The organism is Cutibacterium sp. LaCa_89 (genome assembly GCF_058177555.1).
Genome location: NZ_CP190889.1, coordinates 259,692 through 280,761, shown reverse-complemented (window position 1 = coordinate 280,761; position 21,070 = coordinate 259,692). Strand labels below are relative to the sequence as shown.

General features: G+C 60.9%; 11 protein-coding genes, 1 tRNA gene, 1 other RNA gene and 2 pseudogenes. 7 read left to right on the top strand and 8 right to left on the bottom strand.

Features of this window, described 5'->3' with window-relative positions:
* Positions 1 to 110 precede the first annotated feature (110 nt).
* From ACP8LP_RS01155 to ffs, 3 genes are all read right to left on the bottom strand, one after another.
* Positions 111 to 2,975, bottom strand: coding sequence for a DNA polymerase III subunit gamma and tau (locus ACP8LP_RS01155; RefSeq protein ID WP_484483348.1), 2,865 nt, complete (start codon positions 2,973 to 2,975; stop codon positions 111 to 113).
* 94 nt (positions 2,976 to 3,069) lie between these two features.
* Positions 3,070 to 3,447, bottom strand: a complete 378-nt coding sequence (locus ACP8LP_RS01150) for a hypothetical protein (RefSeq protein WP_036975708.1) — start codon at positions 3,445 to 3,447, stop codon at positions 3,070 to 3,072.
* Positions 3,448 to 3,485: 38 nt separating this feature from the next.
* Positions 3,486 to 3,582, bottom strand: an RNA gene (gene ffs / locus ACP8LP_RS01145) — signal recognition particle sRNA small type.
* A gap of 127 nt (positions 3,583 to 3,709) precedes the next feature.
* Here ffs and ACP8LP_RS01140 point away from each other — a divergent pair.
* The 4 genes from ACP8LP_RS01140 to ACP8LP_RS01125 all read left to right on the top strand — a co-directional run bounded on the left by ACP8LP_RS01140 (position 3,710) and on the right by ACP8LP_RS01125 (position 10,438).
* Positions 3,710 to 4,075 (top strand): RNA-binding S4 domain-containing protein, encoded by a 366-nt coding sequence (locus ACP8LP_RS01140; RefSeq protein WP_202726562.1) that lies wholly within the window; start codon positions 3,710 to 3,712, stop codon positions 4,073 to 4,075.
* 56 nt (positions 4,076 to 4,131) lie between these two features.
* A tRNA-Ser gene (locus tag ACP8LP_RS01135) sits at positions 4,132 to 4,216 on the top strand.
* 601 nt (positions 4,217 to 4,817) lie between these two features.
* A complete protein-coding gene (locus ACP8LP_RS01130; protein ID WP_484483347.1) occupies positions 4,818 to 10,010 on the top strand; it encodes a DUF6531 domain-containing protein in 5,193 nt (1,730 codons plus the stop codon).
* Positions 9,992 to 10,438 carry a hypothetical protein gene (locus ACP8LP_RS01125; protein WP_221267695.1) on the top strand — a complete coding sequence of 149 codons (447 nt, stop codon included), beginning with the start codon at positions 9,992 to 9,994 and terminating at the stop codon, positions 10,436 to 10,438. The genes ACP8LP_RS01130 and ACP8LP_RS01125 overlap by 19 nt, the downstream gene beginning before the upstream one ends.
* A gap of 238 nt (positions 10,439 to 10,676) precedes the next feature.
* Here the strand turns inward: ACP8LP_RS01125 and ACP8LP_RS01120 are convergent, their stop codons facing one another.
* The 5 genes and pseudogenes from ACP8LP_RS01120 to ACP8LP_RS01100 all read right to left on the bottom strand — a co-directional run bounded on the left by ACP8LP_RS01120 (position 10,677) and on the right by ACP8LP_RS01100 (position 18,133).
* The gene (locus ACP8LP_RS01120; protein WP_375792383.1) at positions 10,677 to 11,537 is read right to left on the bottom strand and encodes an LppM family (lipo)protein; all 861 of its coding nucleotides are present in this window, start codon (positions 11,535 to 11,537) and stop codon (positions 10,677 to 10,679) included.
* Positions 11,538 to 11,831: 294 nt separating this feature from the next.
* Complete coding sequence (locus tag ACP8LP_RS01115) at positions 11,832 to 13,133, bottom strand: ISL3 family transposase (protein WP_221268287.1); 1,302 nt, start codon at positions 13,131 to 13,133, stop codon at positions 11,832 to 11,834.
* Between the two features lie 234 nt (positions 13,134 to 13,367).
* Positions 13,368 to 14,108 carry a hypothetical protein gene (locus ACP8LP_RS01110; RefSeq protein ID WP_260320468.1) on the bottom strand — a complete coding sequence of 247 codons (741 nt, stop codon included), beginning with the start codon at positions 14,106 to 14,108 and terminating at the stop codon, positions 13,368 to 13,370.
* A gap of 477 nt (positions 14,109 to 14,585) precedes the next feature.
* Positions 14,586 to 15,413 (bottom strand): annotated as a pseudogene (locus tag ACP8LP_RS01105) (serine/threonine-protein kinase); the annotation flags it as partial.
* Positions 15,350 to 18,133, bottom strand: a complete 2,784-nt coding sequence (locus ACP8LP_RS01100; RefSeq protein WP_252908311.1) for an FtsK/SpoIIIE domain-containing protein — start codon at positions 18,131 to 18,133, stop codon at positions 15,350 to 15,352. The gene ACP8LP_RS01100 and the pseudogene ACP8LP_RS01105, both read right to left, overlap by 64 nt.
* Here ACP8LP_RS01100 and ACP8LP_RS01095 point away from each other — a divergent pair.
* From ACP8LP_RS01095 to ACP8LP_RS01085, 3 genes and pseudogenes are all read left to right on the top strand, one after another.
* A pseudogene (locus ACP8LP_RS01095) lies at positions 18,017 to 18,328 on the top strand (RHS repeat protein); the annotation flags it as partial. The gene ACP8LP_RS01100 and the pseudogene ACP8LP_RS01095 sit on opposite strands and share 117 nt — an antisense overlap.
* Positions 18,329 to 18,358: 30 nt before the next feature.
* Positions 18,359 to 19,603 (top strand): RHS repeat-associated core domain-containing protein, encoded by a 1,245-nt coding sequence (locus tag ACP8LP_RS01090; RefSeq protein WP_484483224.1) that lies wholly within the window; start codon positions 18,359 to 18,361, stop codon positions 19,601 to 19,603.
* Between the two features lie 129 nt (positions 19,604 to 19,732).
* Complete coding sequence (locus ACP8LP_RS01085; protein WP_015582132.1) at positions 19,733 to 21,040, top strand: ISL3 family transposase; 1,308 nt, start codon at positions 19,733 to 19,735, stop codon at positions 21,038 to 21,040.
* Positions 21,041 to 21,070 lie beyond the last annotated feature (30 nt).

Sequence of the window (21,070 nt, the reverse complement as noted above, 5' to 3'; positions counted from 1 at the left end):
CTCCCATGTGTGTGGCCCCTGATCCTCGTCGGTGGGGCGGCCTGGTGTCGTCAACCACAGTAGCCGCTGATGACGACGAGTTCGCGAGTCAGTACGTGCCGTGAGCGCAATCACCTGGCAGCTGAGTCACGGTCGTCCGAGGTGTCGATGACGATCCCGCCCAGCTCACGCATGATGAGGTCCACCGGGCTCTCGTTGGACTCCTCCAGGACGGTGTCGTCCCACACGCCATCCTCCTCAGGAGGCTCCTCGATCTGAGCTGGACGATGATGAGCTGTCTCGAGGGGGCGCACACTCCCCTTGGCACGCTCACTCCAGCGGTGGGTGAGACTGTGGGACGCCTGCGCTGCAGCGGCCTGTGAGGATACCGAGGAGGTGTTCTGCCCCCGGCCTGCGTCATGGGACTCACCGCCCTGCGCTGCCTCGACGTAATCCTCGGCGGGCACGAGGTCAGGCTCGGGGCCAGCAGCCTCACCACTGTCGGGGTTGGGAGCGCCAGCCACCGGGCCGGACTCGACGATCTCATCGCGGACGTCTCCGGACTGATCCTCGCCGGTGGAACCCGGGGCCGAGTTGTCGTCACCCGAGTCGGTGGGATGGGAACTGTCGACCGGCGAGTTCGAGGACTCCTCCGAGGCATCAACGAAACTCGACTGACGGTCACCCGGTCGGTCCTGGGACGCCCGACCGGGACGAGTAGGGTCCGGCTGACCGTCACCCCGTCCCGGACCCTGATGTGTCGGACCCTCACGGGTGGCCCCATGATCGGGAGGTTCCGGAGCCCAGGAATCCTCCGTCGGGGGTTCCTGGGCACCCGGTTCCTCATGGAACTGAGGACGTACCGCCGCCGGAGGTTCCCCGATCACTGCGGTGAAGGTGAGGTCCGCTCCCAGCACCTTGACGACGGCGTCGTGGAGGATCTTGGGGTAGTTGCCGTTGGCGAACCGTTCCCGCGCTCCAGGGTTGGAGAACCCCAGGGTGGCTTGGTTCCCGTGGACCTCCAGTACCTGGGCGTAGCTGCTGAGGACCATCCACGCGACACGTCCGCCGTCCTTCACGGCCTCGAGAACCTGCGGCCACTCGCGACGCAAGGTCGTGATGTCGATGGCACCCTCGGCACGATCATTCTGACCCCCAGTGGGCTGCTGCGGCGCAGCCGGGGAGGGACGATCACGGCGGGTCTGGTCAGAGGTCTGCTGTTCCTGAGGCCTGGGCTGTTGGCGCTGTTCGGTCGCCGGGCCGCCATCAGCCGTCCCCTGCGGTCCCTGAGCATGACCTGGGCCATTCTGGGCGGGGTATGGCTGACCGCCCGGTTCGTTGCCGGGTTGGTAATCCCTACGGCTGGGGCGCGGGCGCCCGGACGAACGCTGTGCCGGCTGGGAACCGCCACGAGGCGCGACCGACTGCTGGGGAGGTCCGAACTGCTGAGGACGTTCGGCAGGGCGGGAGACAGGCTGGCTGGCGGTAGGGCTCTCGACGCGGTCGGCCTCGTCCACAGGACCCGAGACGCCGATCCTGCGCTCCAAACGCTCCAGACGGGCATGGATGCCGCGGCCGCCGGTGTCAGCCGCAGGGAGCAGGATCCGCGAGCACATCAGCTCCAGGTGAAGCCTGGGAGCAGTGGTGCCGCGCATGTTCGTCAGCCCGGTGGCCAGAACCTCCGCGGCACGGGTGAGCTCGCCGGCGCCGAAGCCGGCTACCTGGTGGGTCAACCGGGTGGCCTGCTCAGGAGAGACGTCGATGAGGCCGGTCCGGCATGCGTCTGGGACGGCCGAGATGATGACGAGATCACGCATCCGGCGCAGCAGGTCCTCGGCAAAGCGGCGCGGATCTTGCCCCACCTCGATGATCTTGTCAATGGTGGCGAAGACCTCGTGGGCGTCCCCGGCTGCGAAGGCGTCAACGATCTCGTCGAGGAGGGCTTCGGGGGTGTAACCGAGCAGGGCTGCCGCCTGCTCGTAGCTGACGTGGCCATCGGCGGCGCCGCCGAGTAACTGATCCAGCACCGACAGGCTGTCTCGCACCGATCCGCCACCAGCGCGCACCACGAGGGGCAGGACGGCGTGGTCGACGTCGATCCCCTCCCTGACGCACAGCTCAGCCAAGTAATCGACGAGAACCTTCGGCGGCACCAGGCGGAAGGGATAGTGGTGGGTCCGGGAACGGATCGTCCCGATGACCTTCTCCGGCTCGGTCGTCGCGAAGATGAACTTGACGTGCGGCGGGGGCTCCTCCACGAGTTTCAGCAGGGCGTTGAAGCCCTGCGGGGTGACCATGTGGGCCTCGTCGATGATGTAAATCTTGTACCGCGAGTGCACCGGGGCGAAGAAGGCCCGCTCACGCAGATCACGGGCGTCGTCGACGCCACCGTGGGAGGCCGCGTCAATCTCGATGACGTCGATCGATCCGGGGCCGCCACAGGCCAGGTCGCGACATGACTGGCACTTCCCGCACGGGGTTGGCGTGGGGCCCTGCTCGCAGTTGAGCGCTCGGGCCAGAATGCGGGCGGTCGTCGTCTTGCCGCAGCCGCGCGGCCCGGAGAAGAGGTAGGCGTGGTTGACGCGGTTGTTGAGGATGGCCCGCTTGAGCGGCTCGATGACATGGTCCTCACCGATGACCTCATCGAAGGTCTCCGGGCGGTAACGCCGATAGAGGGCCAACGGAGGTTCGAGCGGATCGTCGTCAGGACGGCTGTCGAGAATGTCGATGTCGGGGTCCTCCACGGTCAACTCCTGAATCCGTTCGATGGTGTCGGCATCGTCGACGTCACCCTCGTCCTCGTCGGTCTCCAGACCGTCGGGCTCGTCGGGAGTCTCAGGACCGTCCAGCAGACCCGGATCACGCGAATCCGGGGGAAGGTCGTTGTCAGGGGTGGCTTCGTCAGGGGGCATGACGGGGCGCGGCGGCTCCTCGTCGCCGAAAAGATCCGGACCGTCCTGTTCGAAGGCCTCAGGCTCGACGACCTCGTCCTCCATGCCCGGTTCAGGCACCCTCTCATCCACGGGAAGAACCCTAGTTGACGACCGCGACACAGTCTCATCAGTCCGACGAGCTCTGCGTGGAACAGCCTCAGCCGAAGAAGACCAGCAGGAGGCTGATGACCGTGACGACGGCGAAGGTGGTCCACGCGATCTGCACCGCAGAGCGCACCGGATGCCCCAACCGCTTGGCCTTGCGGCCGCACGAGGTCGTCACCAGCGGAGGGATAAAGAAGGCGACAATGTCCAGCCCGATAACCGTCCAGGTCAGCCATGCCGGGACCCCGCTGTCGTGGAGTTGGGGGTAACCGAGATTGGCTGGCAGCATCGTCTGGGCCATCATCCCCACGATGCCCGCAACGATGAACAGCAGTAGCGAGCACCAGGTGATGCCTGCCCAAATGGAGCCGGCTCGGTCGGTTGTGATGATGCGTTGCTGATCGTTCATGACGACCCTCCTTCCGGACATTGACGAATGCCTGACGGGGGCGCGGCTGCCGCGGACATGAAAAGGGCTCCCCGCGCACCCGGTAGAGCCAACCTACCCTTGCTACCTCTCGGTCCTGGGGGAGTTCAGTCAGGTGCCGCCGCGCGGGGAACCGAGTCCCACTCTAACCGACGCCCTATCCAGGGAACAACCCGTGGTAATGCTGCGCGCATCATCATCGGCTGCAACAACGCGTGGCTCGCCATAGCATTGCTGACACGTTTTCCACAGCAAGGGAGGCATGATGACGAGGATCGACGTGTGGCTATGGTCGGTGCGCGCTTACAAGTCCCGATCGTTGGCCACCGACGCCGTCAAGGGTGGCCACATTCGCCTCAATGGGGATCCTGTCAAGCCCTCCCACGACGTAAAACCCGGCGATACCGTCACCATTCACACCCCGGGATGGGACCGGGTTCTCAAGGTTGTCAACCCGATCGCCAAGCGGGTCGGCGCCAAACTCGCGGTCGAGGCCTACGAGGACCTGTCGGCTCCCCGACCCGCCTATCTGTCGGCTCCCCTTGCTCGCCGCGACCGTGGGGCTGGACGACCGACCAAGAAGGACCGTCGCCAGATTGATCGGCTTCGAGGCCGCGACTCTCACTACTAAAGCCAAGCCGCTCCCCGGAGTGGCGCCGCGCGCGAAGTCCATGTACCCTATTGCGCGGAGGATTCGCCTAGAGGCCTATGGCGCTCGCTTGGAAAGCGGGTTGGGTTCACGCCCTCACGAGTTCGAATCTCGTATCCTCCGCAGTCAGCCCGCCTCTCGGATTGCGTGAGAGGCGGGTTCATGTTTTTGATGACGTTAGCGCATGTGAGCCGTTGATCTGGCTGGTTGTAATTTTTTGCTATCAGCCAAAGCGCTCACCGGGCCAGCAAGGATCGTGCCGTGGTCGATTTCAGTATTTTCGGCGACTATCAAAACCCCCGTTGAATTCAATTTCTCAACAGCCGAGGGATTCTCCAGCCAGCTACGCTGGACCTCACAGCGTATAAACATCTTTGACGCACGGACGTCGCTTGCTGAGTCCATCGCCTCTCGAGAGTTCAGGGGATTCTTCGCCACCGTATTTGCGCTGAATATTCAGGTGTGCTCGGCGGACGCCATGGCGCTGTCCGAAGCATTGAGTACCGCCGCTGACATGGTGGACTATCTTGCCGAACAAGCTCGACTAGAGGACAAGCGCCGCCAACAAGTTCGTGACTTCGCCTCGCAACATGACGATTTTGGCGACCACGTGCGCGATTTCTTCACAGGCGTCGATGTCCCGCCTGATCTCACACCTGCCGAACCTCCGTCACCTCAGTTACTCCAACCGCCCGTGGCAGGAGATCGTCAGCAGAACCGGTCAATGCGAGGTTCATCGGGTGGAGTATCTTCAGCAGACCCCAAAGATCTCACCAGCGCCGCACAGGTGTTGGGAGAGGCTGCAGCCCAGGTACCGGCAGGATCAGTCCTGGCGGGCTGGTTCGACGACTTCACCTCCCAGTGCAAGTACGGCACCGTGGAGGTCGGGGATCTGTTCGTGCAGCTGGATCGGTGGCGGGGCCTCAATGACGGAGACGTCGAGTGGTTGCACGCGGTAGCCAAGGCGTTTCAAGCTGCTGGCTCTGGTGTTATTACTTTGCCTAACTCTGCCCTGCGAGCCGCCTTGAGAGCTGCTGGAACCCCTTTGTGGCGTACCGATCTCGACATCACATCCCCGGGGCTGTCGGGTATTGATCCGCGCACTGGGTACCTTGAGGATCCCATTAACTCGGCAACCGGGAATTTCATCGAGCCCGAGACCGATCTGGCCTTCGCGGCAGCGTCATCCCCCCTCGCCCTCAGCAGGATGTACAACTCTATCCAGGCTGTTCGGGGACAGGGTGGGGTTTTCGGCCCGGGGTGGGCCAGCATCCTTGACCAGTGCCTGCTCGTCAAGCCGGGGTGCGTCGAGTGGGTGCGTGAGGATGGCAGGCATATCGTCTTCGCGGTGGAGGCTGCACCGACAGCAGTCCTACCGACGACCAATCAGCTACCCAATCCGGCAGAGGAAGACGAAAAGCCTGTCGAACAGTGGCGAGCTCAGGGTGAGAATCTGTGGCTCAGTCGGGTCTCTGCTTCCCAACTTCCGGAGTTCCTTCGCGATCCGGCCACATCACAATGGGTGTGGGTGATCTCGGACAACCGGGGAGGTCGATGGGTTTTCACTGAAGGTGGCGCATGGGTGTGCAGCGGATCTTCGCAAAGAGACGTCGTGCATACCGTGCGGGAAGGCGATCGCGTGACCGCGATGGAAACGTCGTGGGGCTACAGGATCTCGGTGTCGTATGACGGCACCAAAGTGATGTCGGCTGTTTCCAGTGATGGCCGTCGCTGCCGGTACTCCTACGACGACCAAGAGCGACTCGTACAGGTGGTCAGGCCCGACGGTTCACGGCGTTACGAGTGGGATGACACGCTCATCACGACCGTGGTGGATGCATGTGGCAACGCGGAGTGCATCAACAGCTACGACGACCGGGGCCGGATCACGTCCCAACAAGCCGCTAACGGTCGTACTATCCGTTTCAGGTATCTGCCTGGGGGCGTCACCGCCGCCAGCGATGCGGATGGCACCAATGCCAATACCTGGATATGTGATGCTCACGGTCGCACCACGGGTGTGGTCGACGCCCATGGTGGCCACGTTTCGATGGCCTACGATTCTTTCGGCAACATGGTGCGTTGCGTCGATCGAGCTGGAAACGTTACCTCACACCGTTATGACCAGCGAGGGAGACTGACGCACACGGACCTTCCCACTGGAGGCACGGTCGACTGTTCTTGGGACGATGCGGACCGGCTTGTGAGCACAACCTTGGCAAATGGCGCCCGGACTACGCTCGACTACGAGGCTGCTGACCGTGATCCGGTGCGTGTCACGGATCCGTGCGGTGGCGTCACCTGCTTGGAGTGGAACAACGGGTTGCTCCTGCATGCCATGAATCCTGTCGGTGTAAGCCTGAGGTTTTCCTATGACCATCATGGGGATCTAGTGTCTCTAGAGAATGCCGATGGGAAAGCTTGTCATCTCATCCGCGACGACGCGGGACGTATCGTCGAAACGATCTCGCCGGGTGGTGCCACGACGCGGTTCAGCTACGACGATGCTGGCCGCCTGGCTGCCGTGGTCACACCGGATGGCGCGACATGGGAGCATCGTTATGATGTGGCCGGTCATCTGATCGAGTTGGTTGCCCCCGATAGTGGGGTCACAAAGTGGGAGTATCACCCAGACGGTCAGATCTCCAGGGTCATTGATCCTCTCGGGCGCGTCATTGAACACTCCTACGACCACTTGGGGAACCTGGCGGGCATGCAGCTCCCCGACGGCAGCGCTTGGAGCTTCATCCATGACGCGCTATCGCGGTTGACGCAGGTGGTGGCACCGGACGAGGCCAGGTGGACGTATGCCTATGACGTTGATGGCAATCTTTCCGGCGTCACTGATCCAGCCGGTTTCGCCAGGGTCTTTATTGACGGTCTCACTGCCAGCACCGCCTCGGATAGTCACGGGCACCAACTCCACCGCGTCGATGCCGATCCCTACGGTCTTACTACTGCCGTCACCGATGTCACTGGCGCCCAGCAGATCGTCGCTCGTGATTTGTGTGGCCGACCGGTTGAGTTTCAGGACGAGTCTGGCGCGGTGACCCATGTGGAGCGCGATCTAGCGGGCCGCATTGTGGCCCTCGTCAGCCCCACCGGGCTGCGCACGAGTTACAGCTATGACGCGTGTGGGAGGATGGTTGATGTCACCGATCCCGCAGGCCGCGTGACGCGCTATTCCTACACCTCAGATTTCCAGGTGGCGACAGTAACTGATCCAACTGGCGAGACCGCGCGCTACGAGTATGACGCCATGGGACGTGTTGTGCTCAGTCATGTTCCTGGCGCTGGAGTGAGCCAGTACCGATATGACCCATGCGGCAGACTCGTGTTCAGTTGCGATCTAGTGTATGGACAGCGTCATTTCAGTTACGACCTTGCTGGCCAACTGGTGGCAGCGACTAACTCGGCTGGTGGCGTCTCGCAGTACGGCTACGACCGGTGTGGCCGACTCGTCACCCGCACCGATCCGGGTGGTGGCCTCACCACGTATCGGTATGACGAGTGTGGGCAGATAATCGCCGCCACCGACCCACTGGGGCGAATTACCGAATATACCTGGGACAAGTCCGGAGCCCTGGCCGCCATCACCCGCCCGGATGGCACGGTTGTCAGCCGTCGTCTCGGCCCTAAGGGCGTCGAGGAATACATTGATGACCAGCTGGTCAGTCGTATCCTCATCACGCCGACCACCCGCACGGTCACTATTGATGACTACACCGATCCTGCTTTCCCGTCGCGCCACCTGTTGGGGTACGACCCTCGTGGGCTGCTGTTGACCCACAGCGTCGTCCCCGTGCCGGGAGACGAATCGATTGTGGACGAGGGGCCACTCACCTCGTCCGAACAGTGGTGGTACGACGCCGAGGGGCGTCGGGTACGTCATCTCACGTTGACTGGTGATTCTATCGATTACGCATACACCAACACCGGTGTATTGGGGTCGATTCGCCACTCTCGATTGGGTGAGGTGAGCTTGGAATGGGACGCGGTCGGTCGTCTCGCGAAGCTAGGCACTCCTCTGGATCAACAGCAGTGGGGGTATACTGGTGGTTTCGTCACTAGCCACACCTCCTCCCGCGGGTCCACGACCATCAGTCGCGACGAGATGGGCCGAGTACTCCGGGTGAGCGCACCATACGGGGATTTCCGGTACGGGTATGACGATTCCGGCTCGCTCACGTCCGCCGACGGCCTTGATGGATCGAGCCGCCGATGGGTTTATGACACGGCGGGACGGCTCGTCACCACGACGTGTCAGGACGCCGGCACCAGTCAAACCTGTCACTACAACTACGACCTCGCCGGCGAACTCGTCAGCACGGTGACGCAATTGGGGCCTGGTGACAGCACAGTAGAGACGCACTACCGATACGACCCATGCGGCCGACGAATCGAGGCTGCATCCTCGGCTGGGATGCGCGAGGAGTTCAGGTGGGATTCACGGGGCTGGCTGGCGGGAGTGATGACTTTCCGAGCAGGTCGCTCACAGGAATTTGCCACACATGTCGACGCTTTCGGATGCCTGACCGACGTGTCCGGTCCTGCCGGACGAACCCCGATTGCGTGGGATCTTGCGACCGGTGAACCTCAGCTAGTCCAGGTTGGCGGCATACCAGCACTGCCACTTCCTGACGGCAGTGTTCTGACACCAGTGAGCGCAGACAGCGATCAGGATGAGCCGTGGCGTCGCCCAGCCACCGATCCCCTCGACCCGTATACGTTGATCCAAGAACACCTGACGGCGGACATCAGTATGACGGGAGGTCATCTTGGTGTAGCTGGTTTGGCATGGATGGGAGCGCGCGTTTATGACTCCACCACGGCGAGTTTCCTGACCATTGACCCGCTTGCGGCGCCACCAGGATCCTTGTGGGAGGCCGCCAGCTACGGTTACGCCGCCACCAATCCCCTTGCGCTAGCCGATCCATTAGGCCTCAGACCCGTCACTGATGCCCAGATGCGCCAATTCGCTGGCACTATTGACACCCGAAACCTGTGGGACCGCCACATCCGCAACGTGTTCTCGTGGGAGACTCTCGGGGGTGTTAGTCTGGCTGCCCTCGGAGGAGTCCTGATGTGTTTTGGGGCTGAGGTGCCCGGGGCGATGCTGATCGGCGCCGGAGGCGACATGGTTTTCCAGCAAGTCGTACGCGGCCACGTCGACTATGGGGAGGTTGCCTTGTCCGGAGCGTTGGCACCTACGGGAGGCTCGGGACTCAGCGAAATCGCAGGTCTCGGAACTCGAACTCTCCTCACCCGCGGGATAGAAGCCGGCACGACCCAAGGCTACGTGATGGGCAACTACCACTGGGTAACATCACCCGGGCCCCACAACGCCGAAACCTACCTAGAGCAAGTAGGCGGAGAAACACTCAGCGGCGCCGCCTTCGGAGGCATCACCGCCACGATAGGAGGAAAAACATACGACACACTCCCAGACTCAATACCCACCGGACACTTCGGACCCCATAACACAACCCTTGGAGTTAGGAAAGAGCCAACAACCTTCCTCGCACGATACCACAGAAATGGCCAGTTAAACCTGAACGAGGCAACATCATTCCGTGGAGCCACATTCAAAAGCAAGATCGCCATAAAACCCATCACAACCTACCGTAGCTGGAGTAATCCAAACTACGAGGTCGGCGGCTACGTATCCCGGACACGACCAGCGGGACCCCTCCAAACCCAACTCGACCTAGCACTGGCCCCGCAATGGGGAAACAAGGCTAACCACATCTCCGAATACGAGATACCACAATTCGCGCCATTCTACGAAGGTGCAGCCGGAGTGCAACCCGTCAAAGCCATCGAAGACTCAGACACTTTAGGCCAATTACCCGGAGGCGGAAATCAGATACTCATCATCGACGAACAGGTGAAAAATCAATGGGAAACGAAGAAATAGAAGCACCGTACAGAATCATTAGCCTTTCAGAAATCGGACCGCTCGTTATGGGCAAATGGTCCCTAATTTACGTCGATTCTAAATGCATCGGCAAGCCAGGAGATCTGTCATTTAAGCCATCCAAATACGACTACGTTCCGGATACACACCTGAAAATTCAGATGGTCGAGCCATTCCTCTTAAATATCCAAAAACCGATTTACGCAATACAGTCAGTAAAGTTTGTGCGCATCTACAGCACTGAGACCATATCCTACACCTGCATAAATGATACGGATGACACAAGCAGGATAACTGGATCAAACTATGCTGACATATTCGACCGCACGAATCGCACTATCCTTAATGATTGGTCGTGGGCCTTCAGCCACGAACCCGTCGTACCCAAGTGGTGGCACCACATCGTCCCCAAAACATGGCTACGCTAACAGTAAGCCAAACATCAAACAGCGAAAGGAAACTTCGCAAGCCAGAGAAAAGCAAGATCCACCAAAAAATCGCAACAGGGCACGTCAACTACGCAGAGAATACCCTGCTAGATCCGCTATCACTGGTGGACGAACCCGAACCCTACTCACCTGCGGCATAGAAGCTGACACGACTCAACGATTCACCACAGGGAATTACCACAGACCACGCTGGGGCGAGCAACGCCCCGGTGCGCATCTATCTTGGATTGGGTTTCTCGTTAAACCCTGAAGTGTTCGTCGAATTTGCACTCCACGGGTCTCCGATGTAACGACCATCCTGCATATAAGGTTGGTTACCCCCGGAGCTCATCGATTCCCCATACTGGTGACCGTCCTGGCCCGGAGTCTGCCATTCTTGGGGCTGCGGTTGCCCATATCCCGGGTACTGAGTGGTCGCGGGAGCTCCGCCAGACTTCGCTCGCATCCTCTTCGCACGTCTCTTGTTACCAAAGTAGGAGGCAATACCCACGATGAGGCCAATGAGGCCCCCTCTGATGCCATGTCTCCCGTAGCCCCTCCAAAAAGACGAACCCGCCGCCGCACCGGCAGGTCGCTCGCTCACTGCCTTCAACCCCGATGTAGAGTCCTTGAAATCAGTCCACGTGACAGTATTGCCGTCAACACTGCTTGAACCCGAGTGGCTAATCACCTTACCAGGGAACGTTACCGAGACTTTAAAGTCACCTATCGTGCTTTTATCAAGCTCAACACCGTCGAAAAATTTCTTACCAATGGACAGTGACACCTTGTCCGCATCAAAAGTCAATCCCAATCCAACGCCCCGCGCGTCATCTGCAGTGGTGGTCACCGTGTATTTGCAGCCAATGTATTCCTCGTCCTCGACGAACTCAATTTTTGCGCCGCGTTGCTTGTCTGAGGCAGACACATCGAGCATCTTGTCGCAATCGGAGAAATCTGAGGGCTTCTTCCCTGCCTTCTCTACGTCTACTCTAGAGATACCGTAGACGAACGTGGAGCGGACGTGATCCTCGTCTCCAATCTCCATGCCATAGTTGAATTTCGCGGCACCCATGACGACAGGAGCAAGCAGAACCACCAAACAGCACCTCACCGGGCGCGGCAGATTGAACACAGCCCATATTATATCATGAACGGGAGACCTGTGCCTTCAGGTTTGAGCGTGGCGCTCACGGCTCAATCTGGCGAGCAGCGGGCATCAGTGATGGCAGTCTCATGACGTGCGAAGTAGCGATGACTCAGTTCCTCGACTGCACGGGGATATACCAACCGGCAGTCAAGGAGAATTCCTCGATATAGCACAATTCAAGATACCGCACAGAGCCTCGCACGGACTTGCGTCACATTTTGGCCGCAATCCGGCTCTTCCCAATCATCGGTGGAAGGCGGGTCTGAAACCGCCGGTGTCGAGTATCGCCCTTCGGATGTAGTTGGTCAGGTTACGGAACCCGAGAGCGGTCCCGCGGAGGTGCTCGAGCCGTCCGTTGATCGCTTCGGTAGGGCCGTTGCTGGTGCCGGGATGATCGAAGAACGCCAGGACGTCGCTGCGGCGCTTGTTGAGCGTCCTGCCAAGTCTTGCCAACTCGGGCAGAGCCTTGGGGACCCCGTGGGCCAGCGACTCGATGATGCGGGCGAGCGAGGCCTTCCCGGCTGTGGCGTCCTTGCTCCGGTAAGCCGAGACCAGCTGCTGATAGACGCTCCATGTCACCTCGACGCCGACGTGATCATCGCAGGCGAACAGGTCCTCGAGTCGCTCGATCTGTCGTGGTCGGAGCAGATCCAAGCCGGTATGGAGTAGCCGCCGGGCCTGATAGAGCGCATCATGGTTGCGGCCGCGATGCCCATGGACTTCCTGCTGGACCCGCTGTCGGGTCGCGTCCAAAGCGTCTGCGGCGAGCTTGACGACATGGAAAGGGTCCATGACCGTGACCGCATCAGGGATCGCCTCAGCGGCCGCGGTCTTGAACCCAGTAAAGCCGTCCATCGCCACGATCTCGACTCCTTGACGGAAGTCTTGGGACTGCTGATCGAGCCAAGTCCTGAACACTGCCTTGGAGCGCCCGGGAATCATCGCGAGCAGCCGGGACGAACCGCTGCCATCGCGGACCGGTGTGAGGTCGATGATGACCGTGACGTACTTGTCGCCCAGCCGAGTGTGGCGCCAGACATGCTCATCAACACCCAGGACTTCGATCCCGTTCAGACGGCCAGGATGCTCAATGAGCAACTGCTGCCCGGCGTCGAGGATCGCGGTGTTCGCGGTGTCCCAAGCGACCCCGAGCGCCGCCGCTATCCGCGAGATAGAGAGCCGATCCACCACCAGTGCTTCCAGCCCCCAGCAGACCGCGGCACGAGTCATCTTGGCTCGCGGCCCAGCAGCCAACTCCAGGTCGTGACGCCAACAGCAACCACACCCGCGACAGCGATACCTGGGCAGGCGAACCAGCAGCATCGTGGGGCGCCAACCCAACGGAATATGCGCCAACCAACGGTCCACGACCCCATGCCGAACACCCCGACATCCGCAGCGATGGCACCAACTGTCGTCGCTAATCGGGACACACTCAATCACAGCACGACCAGCCTCGAGACGGAGCCCGATCGCCTCCAAGCCGAGGTCGGCCAAGCCGAGGAAGGTAGTCAGATCCGGACGACAGAAGGTAGCGTTGAACACATCGAGGCTCTCGGTATGGACGGGGTAGGAACCTCCATCATCGAGGGCCTCGACCCCTGCCTACAACCTCACCACCCACCGTTCACTGGGATGAGCCCGCAATCCCCCCAGCCGCTACGGAATCAGGTTCGGCCAGCTTCCCACAATCGCCACGGCTTCTCAGATCAATACCAACAACGATGCCCGTAGGAACCCTTCCCAAAAACCACAAACTTCATGTTTCGGCCGGCCTCGTTACGATCCACCAGCAACAATGGTGATCGGGCTCTCCTGCACCTGATAATTCCCGATCTCTGCACCGATGCTGCACGAAGCCGGATGCAGAGCACTCACGTCGTGGCCGTCCGGAGTGATGGACACTGCGCCCGAACAACGATCCGTGAGCCGAACGTTCTCCAACTTGCCTCCTGTGATGTCGGTGAGGATGCTCGTCGGATTTGAGTTGAAAGGCGTCGTGTAGATCGGCGTCATCTTATTTTCACCCGCCGGCCACGTTCCTAGAATCGTCACTGGTATCGCCGATCCTTCTTTGACTCGCGAAGGTATTTTGATCCTCATGGTCTGCAGCCGTTGCAAAGAGTACGAGGTCGAGGTGTCAGCGTCATCATTTAACGCCTTGTCGGTAGCTTGCTGCTGATCTTGGAGCCACGTCTGCAGGTTTTCCTGATTACTGATCGCGGCTTCCTTTGCCGAAAATTTCGCTGTGACCGTCACCGGCTCTTCCTGTGAAAGAGCCTCCAGCGTGATTGTCCACCCACATTTGGCGTCGATGGAAGTCAGGGCCGGGCTGTGTGACGCAACCTTGACAGTGTCGTCCCATGTTGCATCGGGGCATGAATGGGCTGAGCTGACCACCTCGAGCACATCTCCCCTCACGGGCTTCTTGATCGTGCGATAGGTGAGAGTGTACTTCACAGTCCCCTTGCTGACTGTCGCTGCTCGCGAAACATTCAGCCCAGACGGGTACGTTTGCATCGGCAACGAGGCGCTCAGTCCGTCAACCACTTTCGTCCCCTGCTTGTCGGCGTTTCCCGAGCCGCTGCCAGCCATCATCCATACGATGACCACTGCCGCGATGACGAGAATTACTGCGGCATAGATGATGATTCGGTGTGTGCGGCTCGACCACCACGACTTCTCGGTCGCCTCTTCTACCGGCAGGTCATCAAGCGTCTCCCCATCTATCCCCGGACCGGCCTTGAGCACAGTGGCCGAGGCAGAAATACCAAGGGTGCGCAGATGCTCCAGATCGATGGGGGCTTGTCCATCGTCGAGCTTGGCGAGCGACTTCTCGTCACTCCCTGGAGTCGTCAGTGACGTCGCTTGCCGAAGCATGGTCATGGTATGGGGAGCCAATGTCCCCTCGGGCACAGCTAGCGGCGGCTGCCCCTCAACGTCGACAATGATGTCATCCACCAGGTTGACGACGTCATTGTCTAACAGGCGATCGACCGGATTCTTGGCGAGCATCCCTCTGACAAGGCCCCACACCTGGCCGTCTAGCCCCGGAATCACCGCCGGGGTGGAGTGCACATGGCGCTCAGCAACGGAGCACGGATTGTCATCGCCCGTGCCGAATGGCAACTGACCTGACACCATCTGGTAAAGCGTCACGCCCAAGGCATACACATCGGCACTCGGGCTCACCACATTGTCACTGATGAGTTCAGGCGCCAGGTAGTGCGCTGTTCCGACCAGGTGCGTAGCCGTCGATGACTCGCTAAGGATCTTCGCGATTCCGAAATCTGCAACCTTCACCCCAGGGTTCTGGATGCCGTCGGGATTGGTGAGAATGATGTTGTCCGGCTTGATGTCACGATGGACGACCCCACGCCCATGGGCGTAAGACAAGGCCTCAACCACCTGACGGGTCACCGCCAATGCAGCGCCGGGTGCCATTGATCCGGTCGTCACTAACTGCTCACCAAGAGTGGGCCCGCTCGCCAGCTCCATGACGATTCCGAGCATGCCCTGGTCAACGATGAGGTCACGCACGGCAACAATGCGCGGATGCTCGAGTTCGGTGAGGGTATGACACTCGTTGACGAACCGCTGGACCAATTGCGCATCATCGTCAAGGCCGGAACGCAAAATCTTAATCGCAACACGGTCCTCTTTGGCTCGATCGATTCCCTCAAATACGTACCCAGAAGCACCCTGGCCAATTTTGCGAATAGCCTGATATCGTGACCCGAAATCGAAGGGTAGAAGAATTCTCACCGGCGGCCCCCTGTATTCACCGTGACGCCCTGGATGAGAGTGGCAGCACCATTTTGGCATCCGTACCCACGTGCCTCACTCATCGTCGCTGCTGGATGTCTCGGCAGGCGCACACCCAGCAGGTCCCCGTCATAATCAAGATCCGGCACAAGGAGGACTCCCAGCCGAGACTTGCGAATCTGCCCGGTCCAGTGGCTGTACAGGGTGCGCAGATCGTTGTTGCGACCTGCCACGATAAACAGCAAAGACGAGTCTGGAACGGCCAATACTCGCGCCAAGGTCTGGCTCTCGTCAGCGACCAGGTGAGCATCATCGACAATGACGATGCACGGCTCGGGTTTAGCGCTCTGTGTTGCCACCAGATCCACGAGTTGCTCGGGGAGCATGACGCCAGGCAGCATCTGGTGCAATGGCGAGCGACGCGGGGCCCCTACGAGAATTTTGGTGTCTGGGAACTGCTTCGCCAACATTTGGTGGATTGCGGCAAGCATCGTGGACTTGCCGCTGCGAGCCGGTCCGCTAATGAGCACGTGCTCTCCTGCGAAGGCTTCCAGAACATACGGATTGAGGTCACTCTCGTTTATTCCGACGGGTATCTGCCATTTTTCGTCACCCAGGGCGAGGTGGCTGACCACCTGTTCGGGCTCCACGCGCTTCGGGAACTCCTGCACCAAGGGAGGTAGCCCGTCGGCTCCCCAAAACTCGTTGATCGCCGCTATGACAGCGTCGATGTCGTCAGGAAGCCCGACATGACCGTGATGCGCCCGGGTTGTCGAGACGAACCGTCCAGGCAGGTTGGCTGGACGGTTGTCCTTGTCCACAGTCGGGTGATACTCAGAACTATCGGCTAGTTGGTACAGCCATTTCTGGCCGGTCAGGTCACTGATGGCTGGCGGTAGCGCCTTAAGACGCGTCGTCGTCGCAACGCAGTGAATGCCCACTGCCGGACCTTTGGCCCAGACCTGATAAAAACTCTCAAGTAACGACATGTCGGCCACATCGCTGTAGCTTTCACGTAATGTGGCAAATCCGTCGACGAGGACGAATAGTTGCGGGAAAGTGTCATGAGGACGGGAACTGCGCCGCTCCAATTCTGTCGCGATGTAGCGCAACACTCGTTTCTGAAGCTGACGGCTCTCACTGGTGCTGCCCGGTCCGGCATAGCCACGAACGTGGGCAAGCTTCTCCAAATTGTCCAGCGATGCTGTGAAGACATCCAGTATGACGATGTCGGCATCACCGGGGGCACAGGTGTCAGCAATCCTCAATGCCAATGAGGTCAACGTACTGGACGTGCCGGACCCTGGCATACCCGCTAGAACAAGATTCTCGGTGGCAAACCTCCACCCGGAGATGTACTGACGCTGGTGTTCAGGGTCATCAAATAGGGCAACGTCAAGGACCGTCGACTCTGGACCAGGGACCACTCGCTGTCCCCGATGGCTCGCGGGACGATAATGTTCCAGGGCGAGTTCGACATGGTCGGAAAGCGGCTCAGGCCACACCCTACGTGCCGAACCGAATCCGAGTTTGTCATTGGCCTCGCCAATCCATCGGATGAGGACATCCATGTCACTAGCCTCGCCGCTATTGGACCGGATGGCGTGCTCCTCAGGAGTGTCTCCCAAAACCATTGGATCCACATGGAGATCTTGAGAACCACTAGCCCCACTCACACCAGTTACCAGGGCCGTCTGGATTGGGGTGATGTCCTCTTCACCCAGCTTGATGTAGGCGCGTCCCTTCTGGTCTCGCCCGATACTGGCTGCCAGGGGAACTCCGATCACGTTGGATGACTGTTCCCGACTCTGGACGCGCAATGCCGTACGCATGTTCGTGTTGGCGAGAATGTCGTCATTGACAACACCATCAGGACGCTGGGTGGCCAAGATCATGTGAACACCCAGAGTACGGCCGACGGCCCCTAGCGACACTAGCCCGGACAGCACGTCCGGGTATTCCTTCGCCAACCGGGCAAACTCGTCAACAACCAGAAGCAGACGTGGCATTGGCTCGGCCGGTTTCGTGGCCAGATAGGAATCGATATTGTCGATGCCTTCTCCTGCGTCGGCAAAACACTGCTGACGACGCTTGAGCTCAGCGTTCAGAGCCTGCAATGCCCGAAAGGCGAGGGAAGGCTCAAGGTTTGACAAAGTACCGATCGTATGTGGCAGTTGGTCAAGAGTCGCGAATGCGGCACCGCCCTTGAAGTCGATGAGGATGAAAGTGAGATGTTGGGGATCAACTCGGGCTGCCAATCCCGCGACCAATGACCGCAGCAATTCAGACTTGCCCGAACCGGTGGTCCCGCCCACCAGACCGTGTGGGACATCCGCAACGAGATCGAAGACAAACGTGCCATCGTCACATACGCCGAGTGGCACATCCGGCCCGGTAGATCGCTGCCACGATTCGACAATGGTGGACGCGTCCATGGTCTCCCGATCAAACCCTAGAACGTCACCACCTATGCCATGACCGACGGGGCAGAAACGGTTACGATCAACGGGCGCGTCTCCATTCGCAAGTGGTGAGACTGTGATGCCCGCCAACTTCACATTGCCGATCACACCGACCCTGCAGCCCCGCTTCATCACCTGATTGGCGTCGATGTACGCGGGCTGATCTGCGACCACACCACCACCGATGCCGAGGGCCAGGTCATCAGCCACCACCACTGGGACTGGGACCGTGAAGGTCGTCTGGTCCGGGCCGACGACACCCACACCAGCGTCTCCTATGCTTACCACGATGATGGACTGCCAGCCCGTATCACTCATTCCACACTGGGTACCGCGACGTTGACATGGGATGATGCAGGGCGCCTGACCGACATCACCACACCCGGCCACCACGACCACTGGGACCACGACAGCGGCCTGCTGTGCAGATACACCCATGATGGGCGCACGACCCGCATCACACGCGACGACCAGGGACGCGTAACCGGGCTGGATACGCCCGACGGCGTGTGGTCCTACAGCTACAACCAGGCGGGGTCACTGATGACAGCAATCGGGCCTCGCACCCATCACGCCTGGGCCCATGACGTCTACGGCCGGCTCATGAGCCACACCACTTCTGAAGGCGCTGCCCGGTGCGAAACGGTATTCCGCTGGGACGCTCACGGCCGTCTCATCGACACCCGCACCTGTGCACATGGCGACACCGCTACCACGCACTACGGCTACGACACGGCAGGACGACGCACCAGCGCCACAGGCGATAGCGGTGATCGACGATATTCCTGGGACACGAGGGGCTGGCTGTCCGGTGTCACCACCGACACCGCCACCGTCTCAACCCACGTCGACGCACTCGGACATCCCAGCCGGGTCGCTACCCAGGACCAGCACGTGCATGTTGACTGGGACCTCGTCACCGGAGCTCCCACCTCCATTGATGGCCACCCCGTCTTGGCCCTGCCAGCAGGCCGCACCCTCGGCACCACACCCGTCGATGAGGTCGACCACTGGCGAGCCACCACACCCGTCAAGCCCCAAGACCCATACCAACCGGTCAGCGCCGCAATCGAGGGAGTCCCCGACACCATCAGACTCGCCGGGAACACTCTGGTCGTTGATGGCCATCCCTGGTGGGGAGCACGCCTCTACGACCCCGCCACCACCACCTTCCTGACCCCCGACCCAGAAACTCCGCCCGCCGGAGCGCTATGGGCCAACAATCCCTACGACTACGCCAACAACAACCCTCTTACCCTCACCGACCTTCTTGGCACCCACCCCGTCACAGATGACCAACTCGCAGGCCTCACCCACCCCGTGAGGCACTGGTGGGCCACCCACAAACACCGCATCTTGTCCTGGAGATTCGGCGTAGGCGTCCTTGCCATTGCCCTCGGTATCGGGTTGACGGCCACCGGCATCGGGGCTGGTACTGGATTCGCCCTCCTCGCAGCAGCATCCAGCGGCGCCTTGATCGGCGGAGGATCAACCATGGCCATCGAACAATATTCCACCGGCGATGTAAACTGGGCCGACGTGCGTAAACAAGCCGCTATCGGAGCTATCGCTGGTGCGGCGACCGCTGGTGCCGGAAATTTTGTCAATTCCCAGATGTTGAAACTCTCCATGACAACCGAGAAAGCCTTGACGAATTTTGCAAGCGAGGCAAAAATTCAAAAGGCAGGCAGCGGTTTGTGGTCCCAACTCAACGGAGCATCGAAGGCTCAACATGCTTTCAAAATGGCCGTCGAAGACGGTTGGGGTAAAGCGGCTCTTCAGGATTGAGGGTGTAGTTGTGGCTGGACTGTGTGAGAGTCTGCTGTAGTTGCCCTGTGGGGCTGGGGTGCGTGGAGGGAGGACCCTGCGCGAGGATCGGAGTGTCTAGATCTGTCCTCGTGAATCGCAAGGTCCTCCATGAACCACGCTACCTTCGGCGCTCCTGACCTGACCACATTTGCCCGTCTCGATGAACTCGGTCTGGAGGTCACCGGTCAGCTGATCAGTGCCGAGGAGGCGGTCCTGGCCTGCCGGGTCGTCGAGACCGACGAGTGGTGCCACCGGTGCGGATGCCAGGGGATCCCTCGTGACACGGTGGTCAGGCGCCTGGCCCATACTCCTTTCGGGCACCGGCCCACGATCCTGGCTGTGCGGGTGCGCCGGTACCGGTGCACCGGCTGCGGGCGGGTATGGCGCCAGGACACCAGTGCTGCCGCCCAGGCGAGGGCGAAACTGTCGCGGGGTGGGCTGGCCTGGGCACTGGAGGGCCTGGTACTCGATCATCTGCCGGTCTCGAGGATCGCCGCATCCCTGGGCGTGGACTGGACCACCGCCAATGATGCGGTGCTGGCCGAGGGCACCCGTCGGCTCATCGACGACCCGCACCGCTTCGACGGCGTGGAGGTCATCGGGGTCGACGAGCACGTGTGGCGCCACACCAGAGGCGGCGACAAGTACGTCACCGTGATCATCGACCTGACACCGCTACGCGACGGCACCGGGGCCTCCCGGCTGCTCGACATGGTGGCGGGCCGCTCCAAGAAGGTCTTCAAAACCTGGCTGGCCGGCCGCGACCAGGCCTGGCGCGACCGCATCGAGGTGGTGGCCATGGACGGGTTCACCGGCTTCAAGACCGCAGCCGCCGAGGAACTGCCAGCCGCGGTCGAGGTGATGGACCCCTTCCACGTCGTCCAGCTCGCCGGCGACCAGCTCGATGTCACCCGCCAACGCGTCCAGCAGGACACCACGGGCCATCGGGGCCGCAGGGGCGACCCCCTGTTCGGGGTCAGGCTGACCCTGCACACGGGCCGGGACCTGCTCACCGACCGGCAGGCCGCCCGCCTCGACGCTGTGCTCGCCGATGACGCCCACGCCCCGGTCCAGGTGACCTGGGCCGTCTACCAGGAGGTCGTGGCCGCCTACCGCGCCGAAAACCGTGCCGAGGGTCGGGCGATCATGGCTCATCTGATCGACGCGATCGCCACCAAAGTCCCCGCCGCACTGCCCGAAGTGGCCACCCTGGGCCACACCTTGAAGAAACGGGCCGCCGACATCCTGACCTACTTCGACCACCCGGGGACCTCGAACGGCCCTAGTGAGGCCATCAACGGCAGACTCGAACACCTCCGCGGCATCGCCCTGGGCTTCCGGAACCTCACCCACTACATCACCAGATCCCTCCTGGAGACCGGAGGATTCAGACCCCGACTACACCCTGGATCCTGAAGAGCCGGTAAAGCCATCTCGGAAAACATC

Excerpts from the sequence above, each read along its gene's own strand:
- ACP8LP_RS01155 (WP_484483348.1), bottom strand. The coding sequence starts at position 2,975 with ATGGAGGACGAGGTCGTCGAGCCTGAGGCCTTCGAACAGGACGGTCCG.
- ACP8LP_RS01150 (WP_036975708.1), bottom strand. The coding sequence starts at position 3,447 with ATGTCCGGAAGGAGGGTCGTCATGAACGATCAGCAACGCATCATCACA.
- ACP8LP_RS01140 (WP_202726562.1), top strand. The coding sequence starts at position 3,710 with ATGACGAGGATCGACGTGTGGCTATGGTCGGTGCGCGCTTACAAGTCC.
- ACP8LP_RS01130 (WP_484483347.1), top strand. The coding sequence starts at position 4,818 with ATGCGAGGTTCATCGGGTGGAGTATCTTCAGCAGACCCCAAAGATCTC.
- ACP8LP_RS01125 (WP_221267695.1), top strand. The coding sequence starts at position 9,992 with ATGGGAAACGAAGAAATAGAAGCACCGTACAGAATCATTAGCCTTTCA.
- ACP8LP_RS01110 (WP_260320468.1), bottom strand. The coding sequence starts at position 14,108 with ATGCAAACGTACCCGTCTGGGCTGAATGTTTCGCGAGCAGCGACAGTC.
- ACP8LP_RS01100 (WP_252908311.1), bottom strand. The coding sequence starts at position 18,133 with ATGAGTGATACGGGCTGGCAGTCCATCATCGTGGTAAGCATAGGAGAC.
- ACP8LP_RS01090 (WP_484483224.1), top strand. The coding sequence starts at position 18,359 with ATGACAGCAATCGGGCCTCGCACCCATCACGCCTGGGCCCATGACGTC.
- ACP8LP_RS01085 (WP_015582132.1), top strand. The coding sequence starts at position 19,733 with ATGAACCACGCTACCTTCGGCGCTCCTGACCTGACCACATTTGCCCGT.